We start from the raw sequence: 22,438 nt of genomic DNA, 5'->3' as shown, positions 1-22,438 counted from the left end.
TGGAGTAGGCAATATGGCTGATGTCTTGAAACCGCTGATCGAACAACGGGCCGACCCGCACATTTACCGCCACAGCGACGGCTATTATTACTTTACGGCCTCCGTGCCCCAGTACGACCGCATCGAGCTGCGCCGCGCGGACAGCATTGCCGGCCTGGCCGATGCGCTCACGGTCGACGTGTGGCACAAGCCGGACACGGGCCCGTACAGCGAACTGGTGTGGGCGCCGGAATTGCACTTCAACCAGGGCGCCTGGTATGTGTATTTCGCCGCCGCGCCGAGCCGCGAAATCAAGCATAAATTGTTCCAGCACCGCATGTATGCGATCCGCAATACGAATGCCAACCCCCTGGAAGGCGAGTGGGAATTCATGGGACAGATCGATACGGGCATCGACACCTTTTGCCTGGACGCCACCACGTTCGAGCACGACGGCGTGCTGTATTACCTGTGGGCGCAGAAGGACGTGGCCATCGAAGGCAATTCGAACCTGTATATCGCGCCGATGGCCACGCCATGGCAGCTGGCCGGCCCGCCCGTGATGCTGAGCAAGCCGGAATTCGACTGGGAAATCCGCGGCTTCTGGGTCAACGAGGGGCCGTCCGTGCTGAAACGCAATGGCAAGATCTTCATCAGCTATTCGGCCAGCGCCACTGATGAAAACTATGCGATGGGCTTGCTGTGGGCCGATGCGTCGGCCGATTTGCTCGATCCGTTCTCGTGGAGCAAGTCGCCCGAGCCCGTGTTTGCCACCTGCTACGAGCACGGCATCTACGGCCCCGGCCACAACAGCTTCACGACGGCCGAGGACGGCGACGGCGTATTGCTGGTGTACCATGCCCGCACCTACACGGAAATCGTCGGCGATCCGCTGTGGAACCCGGATCGCCACACGTTCGTCAAACCGCTGCGCTGGGATGCGCAAGGCATGCCCGTGTTTGGCCGCTCATCGACCCTGTAAAACCTGGACCCGACGCCATGACCCCAGTTGATTCTGTTTCAGTGACGCAAGCGCCGTTCGGCATCCTGCCCGGTGGCCAGCACGTCACCGTGTTTACCCTGACGAACCGCCAGGGCATGCAAGTCAAGGTGCTCGACTTTGGCGCCATTATCAGCGAAGTCCACGTGCCGGACCGCGACGGCACGTTGGCCGACGTGGTGCTTGGTTTCGAGCGCCTCGAACCCTATCTGGCCAATGGCGCTTTCCTGGGCGCCGTCATCGGGCGTTTCGGCAACCGCATTGCCGAGGGGCGTTTCAGCCTCGACGGCAAGGATTACCAGCTGGCCGTCAACAATGCACCGAATCACTTGCATGGCGGCAACCAAGGCTTTCACCAGGTCATGTGGCAGGCCGAGCCGTTCACCCGGGACGATGCCGCCGGCGTCACGTTCACGCGCAGCAGCCCGCACGGCGAAGATGGCTATCCGGGCAAGCTGGACGTGACCGTCGTGTACGAACTGGACAACGACAACGCCCTGAGCCTGCGCTACCACGCCGTCACGGACCAGGCCACGCCCATCAACTTGACCAACCACAGCTATTTCAATCTGGCGGGGCAGGGCGATATCCTCGGCCACGAGGTGACGATCAACGCGGACCGCTACCTGCCCGTGGACGCGGGTTCGATTCCCACGGGCGAACTGGCGGACGTGTCCGGCACGCCGTTCGACTTGCGCCAGAGCACCGTCATCGGCCACAGCATCGATTTACCGCACGAGCAGATCCGCATCGGCCGTGGCTACGATCACAACTTTGTGCTGAATCAACAGCCTGGTCAACTGCTCAGCCTGGCCGCCACCGTACGCGATCCCGTGTCGGGGCGGGTGATGCAGGTGTACACGCAGGAGCCCGGCGTCCAGTTTTATTCCGGCAATTTCCTCGACGGCAGCCAGCCCGGCAAGCTGCGCGCCAACGGCTACCGCAGCGCGCTATGCCTGGAAACCCAGCATTTCCCGGATTCGCCGAACCAGTTCCACTTCCCGAACAGCATCTTGCGTCCGGGCGAGGAGTATCGGACGCACACCGTGTACCGCTTTTCCGCCGGATAAGTACCCCTGCGAAAACAGCCCACGCCCTGCCGCCACGTGCCCGCAGGGCGTTTTCATTACGGCATGCTGATACCGTTTTCGGTATCGGAACGCATTAAAAATTGATTGGAAAGGCATGGCAGGATTCTTTAGTATTCCAACATCGCTGCCCGGGCCGACGACATTAGATCCGGCATAGCACAACCAGGAGAATGGCATGTCTGAGACAAAAAAGAAGGTTGCCCTGCGCTCTGCCGAGTGGTTCGGCTCGCAGGACAAGAACGGCTTCATGTACCGCAGCTGGATGAAAAACCAGGGCATACCTGACCACGAGTTTCACGGCAAGCCCATCATCGGCATCTGCAATACCTGGTCCGAACTGACTCCCTGCAACGCCCATTTCCGCCAGCTGGCCGAACACGTCAAGCGCGGCATCCTGGAAGCTGGCGGTTTTCCCGTGGAATTCCCCGTCTTCTCGAACGGCGAATCGAATCTGCGCCCGACGGCCATGCTGACGCGCAACTTGGCTTCGATGGACGTGGAAGAATCGATCCGCGGCAACCCGATGGACGCCGTCGTGCTGCTGGTCGGCTGCGACAAGACGACGCCGGCGCTGCTGATGGGCGCGGCCAGCGTCGACATCCCCACCATCGTCGTCAGCGGCGGCCCCATGCTGAACGGCAAGTTGAATGGCAAGGATATCGGTTCCGGCACTGCCGTATGGCAGTTGCACGAGCAGATGAAGGCCGGTTCCATCACCTTGCACCAGTTCATGTCGGCCGAATCGGGCATGTCGCGCTCGGCCGGTACCTGCAACACCATGGGTACGGCCTCGACCATGGCCAGCATGGCTGAAGCGCTGGGCACGTCGCTGCCGCACAACGCGGCCATCCCCGCCGTCGATTCGCGCCGCTACGTGCTGGCGCACATGTCGGGCATCCGCATCGTGGAAATGGTGCATGAAGACCTGCGCCTGTCGAAAGTGCTGACGCGCGAAGCGTTTGAAAACGCCATCAAGGTCAACGCCGCCATCGGCGGCTCCACCAATGCCGTGATCCACCTGAAGGCGATTGCCGGCCGCATCGGCGTACCCCTGGAACTGGAAGACTGGACCCGTGTGGGCCGCGGCACGCCGACCATCGTCGACTTGCTGCCGTCGGGACGTTTCCTGATGGAAGAGTTTTACTATGCGGGCGGCTTGCCGGCCGTCATACGCCGCCTGGGCGAAGGCGACTTGCTGCCGCACAAGAATGCGCTGACCGTCAACGGCAAGTCGCTGTGGGACAACTGCGTCGAAGCGCCCATCTACAACGATGAAGTGGTGCGCACGCTGGACAACCCGCTGCTGGCCGATGGCGGCATTTGCGTGCTGCGCGGCAACCTGGCGCCGCGCGGCGCCGTATTGAAACCGTCGGCCGCCTCGCCGCATTTGATGCAGCACCGGGGCAAGGCCGTCGTGTTCGAGGATTTCGAACACTATAAATCACGCATCCTTGATCCGGATCTGGACGTCGATGCCGATTCCGTGCTGGTCATGAAAAACTGCGGCCCGAAAGGCTATCCGGGCATGGCGGAAGTGGGCAACATGGGCTTGCCGCCGAAACTGTTGGCGCAAGGCATCACCGACATGGTGCGCATCTCGGATGCGCGCATGAGCGGCACCGCCTACGGCACCGTCGTGCTGCACGTGGCGCCGGAAGCGATGGCGGGCGGCCCGCTGGGCATCGTCAAGGATGGCGACATGATCGCCCTCGATTGCCACAACGGCAGCCTGAACATCGACATCAGCGACGGGGAAATCGCCGAACGCCTGGCGGCCCGCGAACTGGGCAGCGCGCCCGGACCGAAGAGCGGCTACCAGCAGCTGTACATCGAACACGTGTTGCAGGCCGACGAAGGCTGCGATTTCGACTTCCTGGTCGGCAATCGCGGTTCCGCCGTGCCGCGCCACTCACACTAAGCGGAGAATTCCATGCTGTTGCTGCAATTTACGAATGAACATGGCGGCCGCCTCGTCGGCCTGCTGCAAGACGACGTGATCCGCGTCATCGATGGCTACAACACGACGTATGCGCTGGCGCAAGACGCCATCCGCAAGCGTATCAATCTGGCGGACCTGGTGAATGCCACCGTCGGCAACGCCACGCATTCCTATGCGGACGTGGCCGCTGCCGGACGCGTGCTGCCGCCGCTCGACCACGCGGATGAAGCGCACTGCTACGTGACGGGCACGGGCCTGACCCACCTGGGCAGCGCCGGCGCGCGCGACGCCATGCACAAGAAGATCGGCGGCGACGCCGAGTCGCTGAGCGACTCCATGAAAATGTTCCGCCTGGGCGTGGAAGGCGGCAAGCCAGCCGCTGGCACGGCCGGCGCGCAGCCGGAATGGTTTTACAAGGGCGACGGCTCCATCGTGCGCGCGGGCGGCCAGCCGCTGCGCATGCCGGACTTTGCCCTCGATGGCGGCGAAGAGCCGGAAATCGCCGGCCTGTACGTGATCGGCGACGACGGCCAGCCTTACCGCGTCGGCTACGCCATCGGCAATGAATTCTCGGACCACGTGACGGAGCGCCAGAACTATCTGTACCTGGCCCACTCGAAGCTGCGCGCCTGCAGCGTGGGTCCGGCCTTGCTGGTGGGCGAATTGCCCGCGCACATCGCCGGTACTTCGCGCGTGCTGGACGCGGCGGGCAATGTGCGCTGGGAAAAGGCCTTCGTCAGCGGCGAAGAGAATATGTCGCACACGATTGCCAACCTGGAACACCATCACTTCAAGTATCCGCTGTTCAAGCGCCCTGGCGACGTGCACGTGCATTTCTTTGGCACGGCCACCCTGAGCTTCGCCGATGGCATGAGCGTGGCGCCGGGCGAAACCTTTGAAATCGAAGCGCCGGCCTTTGGCCCTGCCTTGCGCAACCGCCTCGATGTCTTCCCAACCGAATTTGCGAAAGTGAGCACATTATGAGTTTGAATATCACCGGTGATGCATGGATCGGCGGCGTCGCCGTCAAGGGCAATGGCGGCTCCTTCGAAGCGTGGGACCCGGCCGCGCGCGCGCACATCGCGCCCGCCTTCCACATGGTTGACGTAGCGCAAATCGACGAAGCATGCCGTCTGGCGCAAGCCGCCTTCGATCCGTTCCGCGCCACCACGGATGCGGAGCGCGCCGACTTCTTAGACACCATCGCCGCGCAAATCGGCGAATTGGGCGACGACCTGATCGTGCGCGCCATGACGGAAAGCGGCTTGCCGCGCGCGCGCCTGGAAGGCGAACGCGGCCGCACGGTGGGCCAGTTGAAACTGTTCGCCGGCTTGCTGCGCGAAGGATCGTGGACGGATGCGCGCATCGACAGCCCGCTGCCGGAGCGCGTGCCGCCCCGTCCAGATTTGCGCTTGCGCATGATCGGCCTGGGCCCCGTCGCCGTGTTTGCGGCCAGTAACTTCCCGCTGGCCTTTTCCGTGGCCGGCGGCGACACGGCCTCGGCCCTGGCGGCCGGCTGCCCCGTCGTCCTGAAAGCCCATTCGGCCCATCCGGGCACGTCGGAACTGGTGGCGCGCGCCATCGTCAAGGCGATTGCCATCTGCAAGCTGCCGGCCGGCGTGTTCGCCTTGCTGACGGGCACGGGCAATGGTATCGGCCAGGCGTTGGTCGCCCATCCGGCCATCCAGGCCGTCGGTTTCACGGGCTCGCGTTCGGGCGGCATCGCCCTGATGAAGGTGGCGGCCGAGCGTCCGCAACCGATTCCTGTCTACGCGGAGATGAGCAGCATCAACCCCGTGTTTGTGCTGCCGCAAGCCTTGGCCGCCCGTGGCGCGGCGATCGCCGGCGGTTTTGCGGCCTCGCTGACGATGGGCGTGGGCCAGTTCTGCACCAATCCCGGCCTCGTGCTGGGCCTGGAAGGCGCCGACTTTACGGCCTTTGCCGCCGCTGCCGCCGAAGCGCTGGCGCCCGCGCCGGCCGCCACCATGTTGACGGCCGGCATCGCCAGCAGCTATGCCAAGGGCGTCGCCGCCTTGGCGCAGCACGCGGACGTGACGCCGCTGGTGCAAAATACGGGAGAAGAGGGCAAGGGCGCCGCCGCCCTGTTCGTCACGTCGGGCGAAGCTTTCCTGGCCAAGCACGACTTGCGCGACGAAGTCTTCGGCCCCGCTTCGCTGCTGGTGGCATGCCGCGACATCGAGCAATTGATCGCCATCACGGAAAGCCTGGAAGGCCAGCTGACGGCCACCCTGCAGATGGATGCGGGCGACCTGACAGACGCGCGCCGCTTGCTGCCCGTGCTGGAACGCCGCGTGGGCCGCATCCTGGCCAACGGTTTCCCCACCGGCGTGGAAGTGTCGACGGCCATGGTGCACGGCGGCCCGTTCCCGGCCACGTCGGACGGCCGCAGCACCTCCGTCGGCACGGCGGCCATCAACCGCTTCCTGCGCCCTGTGTCGTACCAGAACCTGCTGCAGGACTTGCTGCCGGAGTCGCTGCGCGATGATAATCCGCTGGGGATCTGGCGCCGCAAGGATGGCGTTCTCGGCAAGGAGTAAAAAGCTGCTGCGCGGCGGGGCCGATGCCCTTGCCGCGCCAGCTTGCGTTGCACGTTGTACATAAAAAATAAACAGGTGGAGACAAGATGAAGCAATTGGCGAAATATGGCAGCTTGCAGGGCAAGCGCGTGTTCATCACGGGTGGCGGCAGCGGCATCGGCGAATCCCTGGTGGCGGAGTTTGCCGCCCAGGGCGCCGTGGTGGCGTTTGTCGATATCGCCGTGGATGCGAGCGAGGCCCTGTGCCGCCGCCTGGCCGAAGCGGGCTGGACGGCGCCCGTGTTCCGCCATTGCGACATCACGGATATTGCCTCTCTGCAAGCCGTCATGGCCGAACTGGCCGATCAACTGGGCGACTTCGATATCCTCGTCAACAATGCGGCCAACGACCAGCGCCACCAGGCGCAGGATGTCACCCTGGAATACTGGAACGAGCGTATTGCGATTAATCAACGTCCCATGTTCTTCACGTGCCAGGCCGTTTTCGAGGGCATGAAGCGCAAGGGTGGCGGTTCCATCATCAACGTCAGCTCGATTTCCTGGCACATGAAGTCGGGCGGCTACCCCGTGTATGCCACCACCAAGGCGGCCGTCGTGGGCCTCACGCGGGGCCTGGCGCGCGATTACGGCGCGCACAATATCCGCGTCAACACGGTCACGCCCGGCTGGGTCATGACGCAGCGCCAGATCGACCTGTGGGTCGACGAGGCAGCGGAAGTGGAAATCAAGAAAAGCCAATGCTTGCCAAGCAAGCTGATGCCACAGGACATCGCCGCCATGGTGCTGTTCCTTGCCTCCGATGACGGCGCGATGTGCTCGAGTCAAGAGTTCATCGTCGACGCCGGCTGGGTCTGACAAAACGTCCAGGGCGTTGTTGCAGGGTCTTGCCGTACTAGCGTACTGTCTGCGACCCTGCGCCTAGCCCTGGGCGTTTTGTCGGCCGCGGGCCTTCCCGCCTTACCCCATTCGTGTATGCCTCCCACTCCGTAGCAGGAGAGGCATCGCCACATCCATTGCCGGGTTGATCCCGGCCCTTGCTTTTCACTTAAAAACAGGAGACAGCATGAAATGTATCAACACCAGCATCGTGGCCTTCAGCCTGGCCATGGCCGTCGGCGGCGCTTTTGCCGCGCCCGTCAGCGTCACCATCGATGCGGCCAAGCCTGGTTCCGTGATCAATAAAAACATCTACGGCCAGTTCGCCGAACACTTGGGCACGGGCATCTACGAAGGCATGTGGGTGGGGCCGGAATCGTCCATTCCGAATACCAAAGGCTGGCGCAACGACGTGCTGGGCGCGCTGAAGCAGTTGCACGTGCCCCTGGTGCGCTGGCCGGGCGGCTGCTTTGCCGATGAATACCACTGGAAGGATGGCATCGGCGCGCGCGAGAAGCGGCCGACCAAGGTCAATACCAACTGGGGCGGCGTGGAAGAGTCGAACGCCGTCGGCACGCATGAATTCTTTGACCTGGCCGAGTTGCTGGGCGCGCAGACCTATATCAACGGCAACCTCGGTTCCGGTACGCCGCAGGAAATGTCCGAATGGCTGGAATACATGACGTCGGACAGCAAGTCCACCCTGGCCGAGCTGCGCCGCAAGAATGGCCGCGCCCAGCCGTATAAAGTCGATTACTTTGGCATCGGCAACGAAGCCTGGGGTTGCGGCGGCAATATGCGCCCGCAGTACTACGCCGACCTGTACAAGCACTATCACACCTTCATGAAGACGCCGGAAAGCGCGCGCCCGAAATTCATCGCCAGCGGCGGCAATGACGACGACATCAGCTGGTCCAGCACCCTGAGCCGCGAAATCAAGCCGAACATGATGGACGCCATCAGTTTCCACTACTACACGGTGCCGACCGGCGTGTGGGAAAAGAAGGGCGCGGCCACGGGCTTTGGCGAAAACGAATGGATTTCCACCTTGAGCCGCACCCTGCGCATCGATAGCTTGATCAAGAACAATCTTGCCGCCATCGACAAGAACGATCCCTCGAAAAAGACGGGCTTGTACGTCGATGAATGGGGCACCTGGTACGACGTGGAGCCGGGCACCAACACGGGTTTCCTGTTCCAGCAAAACAGCTTGCGTGATGCCCTCGTCGCCGCCTTGAATTTCAACATTTTCCACGCCCATGCGGACCGGGTGCGCATGACGAATATCGCGCAAATGGTCAATGTGCTGCAAGCGATGATCATCACGGACAAGGATAAATATTTCCTCACGCCCACGTATCACGCGTTTGAAATGTACGTGCCGTTCCAGGACGCCACGGCCTTGCCGGTCGCCATCAGCGGCAATGGCAAGTACAGCCTGGGCAAGGTCAGTATTCCGGAAGTGAGCGCCTCGGCCGCGCGCGCCAAGGATGGCAAGGTGTACTTGTCCTTGGTCAACACGAATCCGCACAAGGCCGTCGACGTGAGCGTGGCGCTGGCGGGGCAAAAAGTGACCGCCGTGACTGGCCGCGTGCTGACCGCAGGCAAGATGGATGCCGTCAACAGCTTTGCGCAACCGCAAGCCGTGCAGCCCGTGGCGTTTAATGCCAAGGCGCAAGGCGGCAAGCTGACCGTGTCGGTGCCCGCCAAGGCCGTCGTCGTGGTGGCGGTCGACTAGCCTGCCACCCCTTGTCATTCATCAAGCCGGCCCGCATGATGGGCCGGCTGACCATTTTGGAGAAGACGATGCACATGTTGACGCGCGGCGCGGCCGCCATCCTGAGCACCCTGGCGATCATGGCTGCCGCGCACGCGGCCCAGGTCAGCGTGCACGACCCCGTGATGGCCAAGGAAGGCGACACGTATTATTTGTACAGCACGGGCCCCGGCATCACGTTCTACAGCTCGAAGAACATGGTGGATTGGCAGCCGGAAGGGCGCGTGTTTGCCGGCCAGCCGACCTGGGCCAGGACGGCCGCACCATCGTTTGACGACCATATCTGGGCGCCCGACGTGCAATTTCATGATGGAAAATATTACCTGTACTACTCGGTGTCCGGCTTTGGCAAGAATACGTCGGGCATCGGCGTGACCGTCAATACCACCTTGAATCCCCGTTCGCCCGATTACCGCTGGGTGGACCAGGGCATGCTGCTGCAATCCGTGCCCGAGCGCGACGAGTGGAACGCCATCGATTCGAACATCATCACGGACAAGCACGGCACGCCGTGGATGTCGTTCGGCTCATTCTGGAACGGCATCAAGCTGGTGAAATTGACGCCCGACTGGACCCGTATTGCGGAACCGCAAGAGTGGCACTCCCTGGCGCGCCGCGCACCGCTGCCGCCACGGGCCGGCGAATTCAAGCCTGCACCCGAGGAAATCGAAGCGCCGTTCATCTTCCAGCGCGGCAGCGATTATTTTCTCTTTGTTTCCTGGGGCCTGTGCTGCCAGAAGGAAAAAAGTACCTATCACCTGGCCGTGGGACGCGCCAACAGCGTGACGGGGCCGTACCTGGACAGGGATGGCCGCGACATGGCGCAGGGCGGCGGCACGGTGCTGCTGCAAGGCGACAAGGACTGGAAGGGTCTGGGCCACAACAGCGCCTACACCTTCGATGGCAAGGATTACCTGGTGCTGCACGCCTACGAAACGGCGGACAATTATTTGCAGAAGCTCAAGATCCTGCCCATGACGTGGGACAAGGATGGCTGGCCGCAGGTCGATGCGCGTGACTTGAACCGCTATCAAAGCCGCCAACTGCCGGCCGCCAAACCCTGAGGGCGCCCCATGCAAAAGACCTTGTTGACGCTGGCGCTGGCCGTCGGCGGCCTGACCACGCCTGCTCTGCAGGCAGCGGAATTGTTTCCTCTCTCGTCCGTGCGCCTGGGAGCGGGACCGTTTCTCGATGCACAGACGACGGACTTGCACTATCTGCTGGCCTTCGATCCGGACAAATTGCTGGCGCCGTTTCGCCGCGAGGCGGGCTTGCCGCAGCCGCAGCCCAGCTATGGCAACTGGGAATCGACTGGACTGGACGGCCACATGGGCGGGCATTACCTGTCCGCGCTGGCGCTGATGGTGGCATCGACGGGCGACGCGCAGGCGCGCGAACGCCTCGACTACATGCTGGTGGAATTGAAGAAATGCCAGGATGCCAATGGCAACGGCTATCTGGGCGGCATTCCCGACGGCAATGCCGCCTGGCAAGCCATCGCCAAGGGAAAATTGCAGGCCGACACCTTCTCCGTCAACGGTAAATGGGTGCCGTGGTACAACCTGCACAAGGTGTTCGCCGGCTTGCGCGACGCCTACCAGCACGCCGGCAATCTTGAAGCAAAAACCATGCTGATCGCCTTGTCGGACTGGGCCGTGAAACTCTCGGCCTCGCTCACGGATGCACAGATGCAATCGATGCTGCGTGCCGAGCACGGCGGCATGAATGAAGTGCTGGCCGACGTCTACGCCATGACGGGCGAGCAGCGCTACCTGGACCTGGCCGTGCGCTTTTCGCACCAGGCCATATTGCAACCGTTGGTGGCGCAACAGGACAAGCTGACGGGCTTGCATGCGAATACGCAAATCCCGAAGGTGATCGGCTTCGAGCGCATCGGCGCGCTGACGGGCCGGCGCGACTGGCAGCAGGCGGCGCAATTCTTTTGGCAAACCGTGCACGACAAGCGCACGGTGGCCATCGGCGGCAACAGCGTCAAGGAACATTTCCACGACGAGCACGACTTTTCCTCGATGGTGGAAGAGGTCGAAGGGCCGGAAACGTGCAATACCTACAATATGCTCAAGCTCACGGAACAGCTGTTCCAGCGCGACGAACAGGTGCGCTACGCGGATTACTACGAGCGCGCCCTGTACAACCACATTTTGTCGTCGCAGCGCCCCGGCACGGGCGGCTTTGTCTACTTTACGCCCATGCGCCCGAACCACTACCGCGTATATTCGCAAGTGGACAAGGGCATGTGGTGCTGCGTGGGTTCCGGCATCGAAAGCCAGGCCAAGTATGGCGAGTTCATCTACGCGCATGAGGGCGACGCGCTGTACGTAAACCTGTTCATGGCGTCCACCCTGGACTGGAAAGAGCAGGGCGTCAGGATCGTCCAATCGACCCAGTTCCCCGACCGGGACACGACGCGCATCACGGTGCAAGGAAGTAAAACGTTCAGCCTGAAGATCCGCTACCCGCAGTGGGTAGCCAAGGGCAAGCTGCGCGTCAAACTCAACGGCAAGGCGCTGCGCGTGAATAGCGTGCCGGGCGAGTACGTGACGATCACGCGCGCGTGGAAGTCGGGCGACAGCGTCGATGTCGTGCTGCCGATGACGACGCGCCTGGAACAGATGCCGGACCAGTCGAATTACTATGCCGTGCTGCATGGCCCCATCGTGCTGGCCGCCAAGACGCAGCCGTTCGCCCATGAACAACTGAACTATTTTGCCGACGATACGCGCATGGGCCATATCGCCCAAGGGCAAGTGTGTCCGCTGGAATCGTCACCGCTGTTCGTCAGCGACGAGCAGGATTTCATGCGCAAAATCAAACCCGTGAAGGGCCAGCCGCTGACGTTTACGGCACCCGGCTTGATCCAGGGCAAGGATGCGGCCACCTTGCGGCTGATTCCCTTCTTCCGCCTGCATGACTCTCGCTACATGCTGTACTGGCCCGTATCCACGCCGGCCAGGCTGGCGCAGCTGCAGGAAAGCACGCGCCAGGCGGAATCCGAGCGCCTGGCGCTCGACGCGCTCACCATCGACCAGGTGGCGCCGGGACAACAGCAGCCGGAATCCGACCATTTCTTCCAAGCGGAAGGGGGAGAAAACGGCGTCAACAAGGGCCGGCACTGGCGCCATGCGACCGGCTGGTTCAGCTATGTACTGAGCGACCCGCAAGCCGAAGCGAAAACCCTGCGCCTGACCCTGTCGACCCTCGATGCGGGCCGCGTCTTTGACGTCTTGCTCAACGGTACGAAACTGCAAACGGTCGCCGTGGCGGCCGATGCGCCGCAAGAGCTGCACACGCTCGATATCGCCATTCCCCAGGCCCTGGTGGCGGCTGGCAACGGCAAACTCAGCGTGAAATTTGTCGCCGGCAAGGATTCCGTGGCGGGCGGCCTGTACGGGCTGCGCCTGTTGCGCTGAGGGAAGAGGGACTCTGCTGGCGATACCGATACGCAAATCGGTATCGCAAGCGAAAAAGAATTGATTGGATGGCTATGTTGCTTTCTCCTACCATGGGTTCATAAAAAACCGCCCATCCGGCATCCGGCTGTGATGGTATTCCAAAAAAAACTGGAGACAAGAATGAAATTGACACGCCGCACACTCCTCGCCAGCGCCATGCTGCTCGCACTGTCCGCTACTTCTTCCGCTTTCGCCGCCAAGCCCCTCGTCATGGGCTTTTCGCAGGTGGGCGCCGAAAGCGAATGGCGCACCGCCAATACCGTCTCCATCAAGGATGCCGCCAAGAAAGATGGCGTCACCCTGAAATTTGCCGATGCCCAGCAAAAGCAGGAAAACCAGGTCAAGGCGCTGCGCTCGTTCATCGCGCAAAAGGTCGACGTCATCGCCTTCTCGCCGGTCGTCGAGTCCGGCTGGGATACCGTCTTGCGCGAAGCCAAGGCTGCCAAGATTCCCGTCATCCTGACGGACCGCGCCGTCAACGTGGCCGACAAATCGCTGTACGTGACCTTCATCGGTTCCGACTTCGTGGAAGAGGGCCGCCGTGCCGGCCAATGGCTGCTCGAGCATGCCAAGAAAACCCCGGATGCCACCCTGAACATCGTCGAGCTGCAGGGCACGGTGGGCTCCGCCCCGGCCATCGACCGCAAGGCGGGCTTCCTGGAAGTGGTGGGCAAGAATCCGAAGATGAAGATCATCCGTTCGCAAACGGGCGACTTTACGCGCGCCAAGGGCAAGGAAGTGATGGAAGCCTTCCTCAAGGCCGAAGGCAAGAAGATCAACGTGCTGTACGCGCACAATGACGACATGGCCATCGGCGCCATCCAGGCCATCGAAGAAGCGGGCATGAAACCGGGTAAGGACATCATCATCATCTCGATCGATGGCGTCAAAGGCGCGTTCGAGGCCATGATCGCCGGCAAGCTGAATGTCACCGTCGAGTGCAGCCCGCTGCTGGGTCCGCAACTGATGTCCATCGCCCGCGATGTGGTGGCCGGCAAGCCCGTGCCGGCGCGCATCACGACGGTGGAAGGCGTGTTCCCTGCCGAGGTGGCCGCCAAGGAATTCCCGAACCGTAAATACTAAGCTTGCCGCATGATGAAGACGCAAGCGCATCACACTGCCGCGCCAGCTCCCTTGCTGGAGTTGCGCGGCATCAGCAAGTCCTTTCCCGGCGTCAAAGCCCTCAGCGATGTTGCCCTGCGCCTGTATCCGGGTGAAGTGCACACCCTGATGGGGCAAAACGGCGCCGGGAAGTCGACCCTGATCAAGGTGCTGACGGGCGTCTACACGCCCGACAGCGGCCAGATTTTGCTCGATGGCAAGCCCATCGCCCCCGCCTCCACGTCGGATGCGCAGTTGCTGGGCATCAGCACGGTGTACCAGGAAGTCAATCTGTGCCCGAACCTGTCGGTGGCGGAAAACATTTTTATCGGCCGCTATCCGCGCCGTTTCGGCGGCCGCTTTGGCCCCATCGACTGGCGTTCCATGCAGCAACAGGCGCGTGCCTTGCTGCAGCAATTGCAGATTGATATCGATGTCACGGCGCAACTGTCCAGTTTTCCGCTGGCCATCCAGCAAATGGTGGCCATTTCGCGCGCGCTGAACATTTCGGCCCGCGTGCTGATCCTCGACGAACCCACGTCCAGCCTGGACGAGGCGGAAGTCAATCTGCTGTTTTCCGTGCTGCGCCGCCTGCGCGAGCAGGGCATGGCGATACTTTTCGTCACCCACTTCCTGGACCAGACCTACGCCATTTCCGACCGCATCACCGTCATGCGCAACGGCGAGCGCGAAGGGGAATACGCGTGCAGCGAACTGTCGCGCCTGGCGCTGGTGAACAAGATGATCGGCGTGGCGGCCGACACGCAGGCGCAGGAGCTTGATCTGGCGCAAGAAGCGGGCGCCGCCAGTTTCGGTCCTACCGTGCTGGAAGCGACGGGACTGGGCCGCAAGGGCGCCTTGCTGCCCATGGATTTCCACATCCGCCAGGGTGAGTTGCTGGGCCTGGCCGGCTTGCTCGGTTCCGGCCGCACGGAACTGGCGCGCCTGCTGTTTGGCGCCGACAAGGCCGACTCGGGCGCCATCACCATGCAAGGCAAGCCGCGCCAGTTCCACGTGCCGCGCGACGCGATTGCCCGCGATATCGGTTTTTGCTCGGAAGACCGCAAGCACGAGGGCGCGATCCTGTCGCTGTCCGTGCGCGAAAACATCATATTGGCCTTGCAGGCCCGCACGGGCTTGCTGCGCGCCATTCCGTTCAAACGCCAGCAGGCGCTGGCCGACGAATATGTGAAAGCGCTGGGCATCAAGACGGCCAGCATCGAAACGCCCATCGGCAGCCTGTCGGGCGGCAATCAGCAGAAAGCCTTGCTGGCGCGCTGGCTGGTGACGTCGCCGGCCATGCTGATTTTAGACGAGCCGACGCGCGGCATCGACGTGCGCGCCAAGCAGGAAATCATGAGCTATGTAAGCAAGCTGTGCCGCAAGGGCATGGCCATCCTGTTCATCTCGTCGGAGCTGCCGGAAGTGCTGCGCTGCAGCGACCGTATTCTCGTCATGCGCGACCGCAAGGCTTGCGGCGACTATGCGCGCGGCGAGCTCGACGACAGTTCCGTGCTGCAAGTGATTGCCGGAGACGCCACATGAGTTTATCCACGCCATCGAGCGCGCCGCTGGCGCGTCCGGCTTCCACTATGGGTACGTCCGCCTTGCATACCGTTTTACATCACCCCCTGAGCCGGCCCCTGGCCGCGCTGTGCTTGCTGCTGCTGGTCGATTTCTTCGCCATCCCCGGCTTTTTCCACTTGGAAATCCGTGACGGCCATTTGTACGGCAGCGTGATTGACATCGTCAACCGCGCCGCTCCCCTGATGCTGGCGGCCTTGGGCATGACCCTCGTCATCGCCACGCGCGGCATCGATATTTCCGTGGGCGCCGTCGTGGCCCTGTCCGGCACCGTGGCTGCCATGTTGATCGGCGGCACCATGGTGATGGACAACGGCGTGCCGACCTACGTGAGCAACATTCCCATGGGCTGGGCCCTGGCGGCCGCCTTGGGCGCGGCTTTGCTGTGCGGCGCCTGGAATGGCGTGCTGGTGGCGGGCCTGGGCTTGCAGCCCATCGTCGCCACCCTGATCCTGATGGTGGCGGGGCGCGGCCTGGCGCAATTGTTGACGGATGGACAGATCGTCACCGTCTACTACCAACCGTTTTTCTTCATCGGCAGCGGTTATTTGTTCGGCTTGCCGTTCTCGCTGTTCCTCGTGGCTGCCGTGTTCCTCATCACGGCCGTGCTGATGCGCAAGACCGCCCTGGGCCTGTTCATCCAGGCCGTCGGCATCAATCCTGTCGCCGCGCGCCTGGCCGGCATCAGGACGGCGACCTTGATCTTCTTCGTCTACGTCTTTTGCGCCGCCTGCGCGGGCTTGTCGGGGCTGATGATCAGCTCGAACATCAAGAGCGCCGACGCGAACAATGCGGGCCTGATGCTGGAACTGGACGCCATCCTGGCCGTCACCCTGGGCGGCACCTCGCTGGCTGGCGGCAAGTTCAGCTTGGTCGGCAGCATGATCGGCGCGCTCATCATCCAGACTTTGACCTACACCATCTATTCGCTGGGCGTGCCGCCCGAAGTGAACATGGTCGTCAAGTCCGTCGTCGTCTTCCTCGTCTGCCTGTCGCAATCGTCGGAATTCAAGCAATTGCTGCATCGGAGAAAAGCATGAAGGGCTTGCTGCACACCCCGTATTTCACCTCGCTCGTCACGGTCCTGCTGCTGGTGGTGATGCTGGGCCTGGGCGGCGCCGCCTATCCGGGCCTGCTGTCGACGCAAGTGATCTTTAACCTGTTGATCGATAACGCCTTTTTGCTGGTGATCGCCGTCGGCATGACCTTCGTCATCGTTTCCGGCGGCATCGATCTGTCCGTCGGTTCCGTGCTGGCCCTGTCGACCATGATCGCCGCCTGGCTGCTCAACGTGGCGCACTGGCCGCCGCTGCTGGTGATCGTCACCGTGCTGGCGCTGGGCACCGTATTCGGCGCCAGCATGGGCGCGCTGATCCATTACTTCAAATTGCAGCCGTTCATCGTCACCCTGGCCGGCATGTTTTTGGCGCGGGGCCTGTGCTATTTGATCAGCATCAATTCCATCACCATAGCCGATCCGCTGTTCGTGGCCATGTCGCAGACCCAGCTGGGATTCCTGGGTGGCTTCGTGTCGCCCGGCGTCGTGATCGCCGTGGCGACCTTGCTGCTGGCCATCTGGCTGGCGCACGCGACGCCATTCGGCCGCGCCGTGTATGCGATCGGCGGCAATGAACAGTCGGCGTTGATGATGGGGCTGCCTGTCGGCCGCACCAAGGTCTTCATTTACGCCTTCAGCGGCTTTTGCGCCGCGCTGGGCGGCGTGCTGTTTTCGTTCTACATGTTGTCCGGCTATGGCTTGCATGCGCAAGGCACGGAACTGGACGCGATTGCCGCCGTCGTCATCGGCGGCACCCTGCTCAGCGGCGGCTACGGCTACGTGGCGGGCGCGCTGTCGGGCGTGCTGGTGCTGGGCACCATCCAGACCTTGATCGCCTTCGACGGCACGCTCAGCTCGTGGTGGACCAAGATCGTCATCGGCGGCTTGCTGTTTGTCTTTTGCGTCGTGCAAAGACTGATGGCCATGGGCCAGAAAAATACCAATGGGAGTTAATCAATGTTGAAACAGAAAAAACTTGCCGCAGCCATCGGCATGGCGGCGGCGCTCGCCTGCGCCCCATTCGGCGCGCAGGCGGCCAACCCCATCGTGAAGGATATCTATACGGGCGACCCGGCCGCGCTGGTCGACAATGGCAGGGTGTACCTGTACGTCGGCCACGATGAAGCGAGCGCCACGGACACGGATTACCGGATGCATGAATGGCGCGTGTATTCCTCGTGCGACATGGCGAACTGGACGGATCACGGCTCGCCGGTGCGCTTTTCCACTTTTGCCTGGGCCGGCAAGGATGCGTGGGCCGGCGACATCGTCAAGCGCGACGGCAAGTACTATTTTTACTCGACCGTCGACCACAAGAGCATCCCAGGCAAGGCCATCGGCGTGGCCGTGTCCGACAGCCCTACCGGACCGTTCGTCGATGCGCGCGGCAGCGCCCTGATCACGAACGACATGACGAAGCAGACGGCGATCCCGTGGGACGACATCGATCCGGCCGTCTTCATCGACACGGATGGCCAAGCCTACATCTACTGGGGCAACACGGTCTTGAAGTACGCCAAGCTGAAAGCGAATATGACGGAGCTGGACGGCCCGATCCTGACCTTCGGCATGGATGCGTTCACGGAAGCGGCGTATATGCACAAGCATGCGGGCACGTATTACCTGTCGTACTCGCGCAACTTCCCCGAGGAAACGGCGTATTCGACGGGGCCGACGCCCACGGGGCCATGGCATTTCCGCGGCACCATCATGGACAAGAATGCCATCGTAAAAACCATCCACCAGGCCATCATCGAATTCAACGGCAAGTCCTATATCTTCTATCACAACGACAAATTGCCCGGCGGCGGAGAGTACCGCCGCTCCGTGGCCGTGGAAGAACTGAAATACAAGCCGGACGGCACCATCGAATTCATCCATCAAACGGCCGGTCCGGCGGCCAACCCCAGCGCCGCTTGCAAGGCATCCTGAACGCTGCTTGACGATACACAAAAAGGAGACACACCGATATCTATAACATCGATATTGAGTTAAAATCGATATCGATCATGATATGATTTATTCATGGATACCCTCAACCCCAACTGGTTCTTGCGAGCCCGCCTGAAGACGCGGCAATTGCTGCTGTTGATCGCCCTTGACGAGCAGCGCAACATCCACCGCGCGGCGGAAGAATTGCACATGACGCAGCCGGCCGCGTCCAAGCAAATCAAGGACCTGGAAGAGATGCTGGACGTGCGCCTGTTCGACAGGTTGCCGCGCGGCATGGAGCCGACCATCTACGGCGAAACGATGATACGCCACGCGCGCATGGCCTTGACGAGCCTGTCGCTGGCGCATGACGACATCGTCGCCCTGAAGTCGGGCCTCACGGGCCAGGTGGAAGTGGGCGTCATCATGACGCCCGCCATGGCCTTGCTGCCGCGGGCGATTGCCCGCATCAAGCAGCAGGCGCCGCTGATGCGCATCGGCGTGCACCTGGAGCACAGCAATACCCTGATGGACATGCTGCAGCACGGCACCCTGGACTTCATGATCGGGCGCATCCTGGAAAAGGAAAGCAGCGCCGGCCTGATCTACGAGGAATTGACGGAAGAGCCGGCGAGCGCCGTGGCGCGCAATGGCCATCCGCTGCTATCGCGCAAGAATTTGCAATTGAAGGACTTGGCGGGCCAGCCGTGGATCTTGCCGCCGCAAGGCAGCATCCTGCGCCACCGCTTCGACATGATGTTCCGCCGCGCCAGCCTGGAACCGCCCGTGGACGTGGTCGACACGACGGCCTTGCTGTTGATCACGTCTCTGTTGCAGCAAACGGATTCGCTGCACGTGATGCCGACGGAAGTGGCCCATTACTACGAATCGTTGAACGTGCTGAGCATTTTGCCCATCGAACTGCCGTGCAAGATGGATGCGTTCGGCATCATCCGCCAGCAGGATCATCTGTTGTCGCCGGGCGCGGACATGCTGTTGAAGGCAGTACGCGCCACGGCTGCGGACATGTATTGACCCGACGGCTGAAGAGCTGGGGTCAGACCCGTCGGGTCTGACCCCTGATTTATGCTGCGTAATCCGGCACTAGCCCGGCGTGTTCATTCCGGCACTTCAAAGAAAAACAGCTGCACCAGCCGGCCATTCTCCGGCGTGTCGCCAAACACATTGCTGATCGAGTGAAAGTAATGGCCCTTGTAGACGATCAGGCGGTTGTGGCGCATGGGTACTTCCAGCAGGGCTTGCCAACTGTCGCGTTGTTCCTGTAAGTCGTTGAATTTCTGCACTTTACTGTTGGGCAGCCAGCGCTTCTGGAAGTCCTTGAAGCTGGCATAACCGCCCGCTTTCACGTCCGCTTCGGGCAGTCTCCGGTACCAGCCGCTGGGCTGGTGGCGCCAGAACGTGGTGCCGCCCTGGCACTGCTCGGGCGGGTTCAGATACAGCACGCCCGCATAGAAATTGAAATTGTTGCCCGTCTCATTGTCCACGTGGATATCCGTGCGCGCCATGGCGTCCGCATAGCTGAGGCGGTACGAGCCATTGTCGGGCGAAATGAAACGGATGGGGCGACCCAGTGCCGTGGCGATGCGCTCCATGATGGCTTGACTGGGCTGGCCCGCCGTCTGGCTGCCCGGATAGTTTTGTCCCGCATAGCGCTGCTGCTCGAACGGCAACGCCAGCGCCTGCGCGCGCCAGGCGGCCGGGTCGGGCAGGAAATCGTCGAGGATGTGCAAATCCGTTTCGCGGATAAAATCGTGCAGGGTGTCCGCGACATTGAGCGGCGTCAATGTCTCTGCCTGTTCCGCTTGCGGATTGGCAAAGCCGATGCAGCACGTTTGCGCCAGCGCCGGATGCAGCGCCAGGCCTTGCGCGTAGCGTTCCAGCGCCAGTTCTTGCTGTCCCGTGCGGTAATACAGCTCGGCCAGTCCCTGCAGGGTTTGCCACCGCTGCGGACGCAGGGCGTGGGCCCGCTCCAGTTCGGCGATGGTTTCCAGCAGACGCTGTTTTCCCATCAGCAATTCCGCATGGCTGATGGCGAAATCGTGCTCGTGCGGCGCCAGCCGCGCCGCCGTGGCGTAGCTGGCCAGCGCCGCTTCGCTGTCCGTGCCGCGCAGCACGTTGCCCAGGTTGTAGTGGAACAGGGCATTGTCCGGCTGTTGCTTGAGCGACAGTTTTAACAGGCCCAGGCCGATGGCGCCCTGGCCCAGTTCCAGCATGGCCAGGCCCTGGAAATGCTGCGCTTCGGCCAGGGCCGGGTCTTGCTTGTACGCAGCCTGGTAGGCATTGATCGCTTCGATCAGCTTGCCCGCCTGCTGCAGCCGTTGCCCGTTTGCCAGATGTTGTTCCGCCAGTGTCTGTTCGCCCATGTCGCTATCCCGATGCAATGTGGCGAACAGTGTAACCGAGCCGCTTCTACTGCGCCTGGCTGACAGGAATTTCTTCCCCGTTCAGCTTGATCGCCACCTTGACGATCTGTGCCTTGACCTGGTTGCTGGCCATGTCCGCTTCCTGGGCGTAGGCGTACACGACGATGGCGAAGTCCTTGTAGCCGCTGCGCGCCGCCTCGATCTTGCGCGCCGCCTCCTGGTCCACCTTCAGCAGCGAATAGCCGTCGCCATTCGTGAACGCCAGCTTGTAGTCGCCATTGTCGTACATGTAGTAATACGTGCCCGCTTCGGCGAACTTGGCCGGGAAGGCGGCCTTGTCCATGGCGTACGGCGACAGCGCGCCCTGGCCATTGATCTGGTAGCGCAGGTAGCGCCGGGTTTTCGCCTCATTGACCTTGGCGTCGATCTGCGGTTTCAGGGCGTCGAGCACTTCCTGCTTGCGGAAGGCATCGTTGCTGCCCGCATATTCGCGCGAGATGCGCTGCGCCACGGCCGCGTAGTCGGGCGGCACGCCGGACAGGGCGATGTAGCTGTACATCAACTGGTTGCCGCTGGTGATGTCGACATAGCTGGACGTCGGCGTGGCAGCGTCCGCTTGCGGCAGGCTGGCGGCGGCCGCCTTCACTTGCGCCTTGGCGGCCAGGTCGGCGACATTCGCGGCGACAGGGGCAGAAGTGGCTGGTGTGGCGTTATCCGTCTTGCCGCAGGCGGACAGGATCACGGCGATGGCGAGCAGGGCGGGGAGGGTACGTTGCATGATATTTCCTTTAGTGAGTGTGTGGGGTGACTTAGCCGACGGTTTTGCGCTTGTATTCGCCAAGGCCGTAGGCGGCCAGGACGATGGAAGACGCCAGCACCAGATAAAAGCCGATGCCGAACGAGAGCCCTTGCCACACCTGGCCCAGCATTTCGCTGGCCATCTGCTCGGCCATGCGGGCCGCGCGGGAGCCCATGATGCCGCCCATGGCGTTGCCCGCGTCGCTGACGGCGCCCTTGATCTTGATGAACAGCAAACTGCTGTGGATGACGATGAACAGCAGCGGCGCGCACTTGCCCAGCGCCGCTTTCGGGTGATTGCTGGCCATGGTGGCGCAGCAGGCGGCAATGGCCAGCAGGAAGAAGCATTGCGCCGAAGTAAAACCGCCGCCGCCATCGCGGGCAAAGCTTTCCAGGCTGTCCGCGGACAGGCCCAGCAACTGCCAGTAAGTGCGCGACACGGAGGCGAACAAACGGATGCCGACGGTGTTGAAGACAAAGGCGCCGGCGATCAAGACGCCCAGGCTGGCCAGTACCTTGATGCCCAGGGCGGACACGGCCTGGCCCCACAGCTGCTGGCCCTTGTCGCGCGCCAGCTTGGCCGCGCCGGCCATCTCTTCCTGCGCCAGTTGCTGCGTCGCCACGGCGCTGACCGTGTCGAGGCCGCCTGACTCGTTGAAACGCACGTCGACGACGGCATTGATGGCGGGCGCCACGTCGGAGCGCCAGTGGGTAGCGACGTCGAAGGCATGTTGAATGCCGGCCACGCTGACGGAACCTTGTCCGCTGGCTTGGTAGGCGAGGATGCGGCCCCGTTGGCCGGTGGTGATTGCTGCTGGGCTGGATGCTTGCATGGGATTTCCCTGGTCACTGTCATGCTGTATTGCATGTACCCACGGATAACGGGGGCA

18 protein-coding genes are annotated in these 22,438 nt (G+C 62.4%); 15 read left to right on the top strand and 3 right to left on the bottom strand.

Annotated elements, in window-relative coordinates; all coding sequences use genetic code 11:
* The first annotated feature begins 13 nt into the window (after window positions 1–13).
* The 15 genes from NCG91_RS09675 (at window position 14) to NCG91_RS09605 (ending at window position 19,401) form a co-directional block, all read left to right on the top strand.
* Complete coding sequence (locus tag NCG91_RS09675; RefSeq protein ID WP_251349502.1) at window positions 14–961, top strand: glycoside hydrolase family 43 protein; 948 nt, start codon at window positions 14–16, stop codon at window positions 959–961.
* 17 nt (window positions 962–978) lie between these two features.
* Entirely contained in the window at window positions 979–2,049 is a 1,071-nt protein-coding gene (locus NCG91_RS09670; RefSeq protein WP_251349501.1) for an aldose epimerase family protein, read from the top strand.
* A 196-nt stretch (window positions 2,050–2,245) separates the two neighbouring features.
* Window positions 2,246–3,988: an IlvD/Edd family dehydratase gene (locus NCG91_RS09665; RefSeq protein ID WP_251349500.1), complete on the top strand. Its 1,743-nt coding sequence runs from the start codon at window positions 2,246–2,248 to the stop codon at window positions 3,986–3,988.
* Between the two features lie 12 nt (window positions 3,989–4,000).
* A complete protein-coding gene (araD1, locus tag NCG91_RS09660) occupies window positions 4,001–4,993 on the top strand; it encodes an AraD1 family protein (protein ID WP_251349499.1) in 993 nt (330 codons plus the stop codon).
* Window positions 4,990–6,567: an aldehyde dehydrogenase (NADP(+)) gene (locus NCG91_RS09655; protein WP_435526478.1), complete on the top strand. Its 1,578-nt coding sequence runs from the start codon at window positions 4,990–4,992 to the stop codon at window positions 6,565–6,567. Before araD1 ends, NCG91_RS09655 begins: the two co-directional genes overlap by 4 nt.
* An 86-nt stretch (window positions 6,568–6,653) precedes the next feature.
* Window positions 6,654–7,421 carry an SDR family NAD(P)-dependent oxidoreductase gene (locus NCG91_RS09650; RefSeq protein ID WP_251349498.1) on the top strand — a complete coding sequence of 256 codons (768 nt, stop codon included), beginning with the start codon at window positions 6,654–6,656 and terminating at the stop codon, window positions 7,419–7,421.
* A gap of 208 nt (window positions 7,422–7,629) precedes the next feature.
* Complete coding sequence (locus NCG91_RS09645) at window positions 7,630–9,180, top strand: alpha-N-arabinofuranosidase (RefSeq protein ID WP_251349497.1); 1,551 nt, start codon at window positions 7,630–7,632, stop codon at window positions 9,178–9,180.
* Window positions 9,181–9,248: 68 nt separating this feature from the next.
* The gene (locus NCG91_RS09640; RefSeq protein ID WP_251349496.1) at window positions 9,249–10,283 is read left to right on the top strand and encodes an arabinan endo-1,5-alpha-L-arabinosidase; all 1,035 of its coding nucleotides are present in this window, start codon (window positions 9,249–9,251) and stop codon (window positions 10,281–10,283) included.
* A 9-nt stretch (window positions 10,284–10,292) separates the two neighbouring features.
* A complete protein-coding gene (locus NCG91_RS09635; protein WP_251349495.1) occupies window positions 10,293–12,650 on the top strand; it encodes a beta-L-arabinofuranosidase domain-containing protein in 2,358 nt (785 codons plus the stop codon).
* 162 nt (window positions 12,651–12,812) lie between these two features.
* The gene (locus NCG91_RS09630) at window positions 12,813–13,775 is read left to right on the top strand and encodes an ABC transporter substrate-binding protein (protein WP_034783686.1); all 963 of its coding nucleotides are present in this window, start codon (window positions 12,813–12,815) and stop codon (window positions 13,773–13,775) included.
* 9 nt (window positions 13,776–13,784) lie between these two features.
* On the top strand, window positions 13,785–15,338 hold the full coding sequence (locus tag NCG91_RS09625; protein ID WP_251349494.1) for a sugar ABC transporter ATP-binding protein: 1,554 nt from the start codon (window positions 13,785–13,787) through the stop codon (window positions 15,336–15,338).
* A gap of 47 nt (window positions 15,339–15,385) precedes the next feature.
* Entirely contained in the window at window positions 15,386–16,417 is a 1,032-nt protein-coding gene (locus NCG91_RS09620) for an ABC transporter permease (protein WP_251349714.1), read from the top strand.
* On the top strand, window positions 16,414–17,388 hold the full coding sequence (gene yjfF / locus NCG91_RS09615; protein WP_251349493.1) for a galactofuranose ABC transporter, permease protein YjfF: 975 nt from the start codon (window positions 16,414–16,416) through the stop codon (window positions 17,386–17,388). The genes NCG91_RS09620 and yjfF overlap by 4 nt, the downstream gene beginning before the upstream one ends.
* Window positions 17,389–17,391: 3 nt before the next feature.
* A complete protein-coding gene (locus tag NCG91_RS09610; RefSeq protein ID WP_251349492.1) occupies window positions 17,392–18,366 on the top strand; it encodes a glycoside hydrolase family 43 protein in 975 nt (324 codons plus the stop codon).
* Window positions 18,367–18,459: 93 nt separating this feature from the next.
* Window positions 18,460–19,401: a LysR family transcriptional regulator gene (locus NCG91_RS09605; RefSeq protein ID WP_035823672.1), complete on the top strand. Its 942-nt coding sequence runs from the start codon at window positions 18,460–18,462 to the stop codon at window positions 19,399–19,401.
* Window positions 19,402–19,484: 83 nt separating this feature from the next.
* Here NCG91_RS09605 and NCG91_RS09600 read toward each other — a convergent pair whose 3' ends face one another.
* The 3 genes from NCG91_RS09600 to NCG91_RS09590 are packed head-to-tail and all read right to left on the bottom strand — an operon-like array spanning window position 19,485 to window position 22,381.
* A complete protein-coding gene (locus tag NCG91_RS09600; RefSeq protein WP_251349491.1) occupies window positions 19,485–20,750 on the bottom strand; it encodes a DUF6445 family protein in 1,266 nt (421 codons plus the stop codon).
* A 46-nt stretch (window positions 20,751–20,796) separates the two neighbouring features.
* Entirely contained in the window at window positions 20,797–21,528 is a 732-nt protein-coding gene (locus NCG91_RS09595) for a hypothetical protein (protein ID WP_251349490.1), read from the bottom strand.
* 31 nt (window positions 21,529–21,559) lie between these two features.
* Window positions 21,560–22,381 (bottom strand): hypothetical protein, encoded by an 822-nt coding sequence (locus tag NCG91_RS09590; RefSeq protein ID WP_251349489.1) that lies wholly within the window; start codon window positions 22,379–22,381, stop codon window positions 21,560–21,562.
* Between the last annotated feature and the right edge of the window lie 57 nt (window positions 22,382–22,438).

It is taken from the genome of Janthinobacterium kumbetense, from assembly GCF_023703445.1.
In the GTDB taxonomy this organism is placed as follows: domain Bacteria; phylum Pseudomonadota; class Gammaproteobacteria; order Burkholderiales; family Burkholderiaceae_D; genus Janthinobacterium; species Janthinobacterium kumbetense.
The sequence above is the reverse complement of the archived record's forward strand: the minus strand, read 5'-3'. Positions and strand labels throughout refer to the sequence as shown.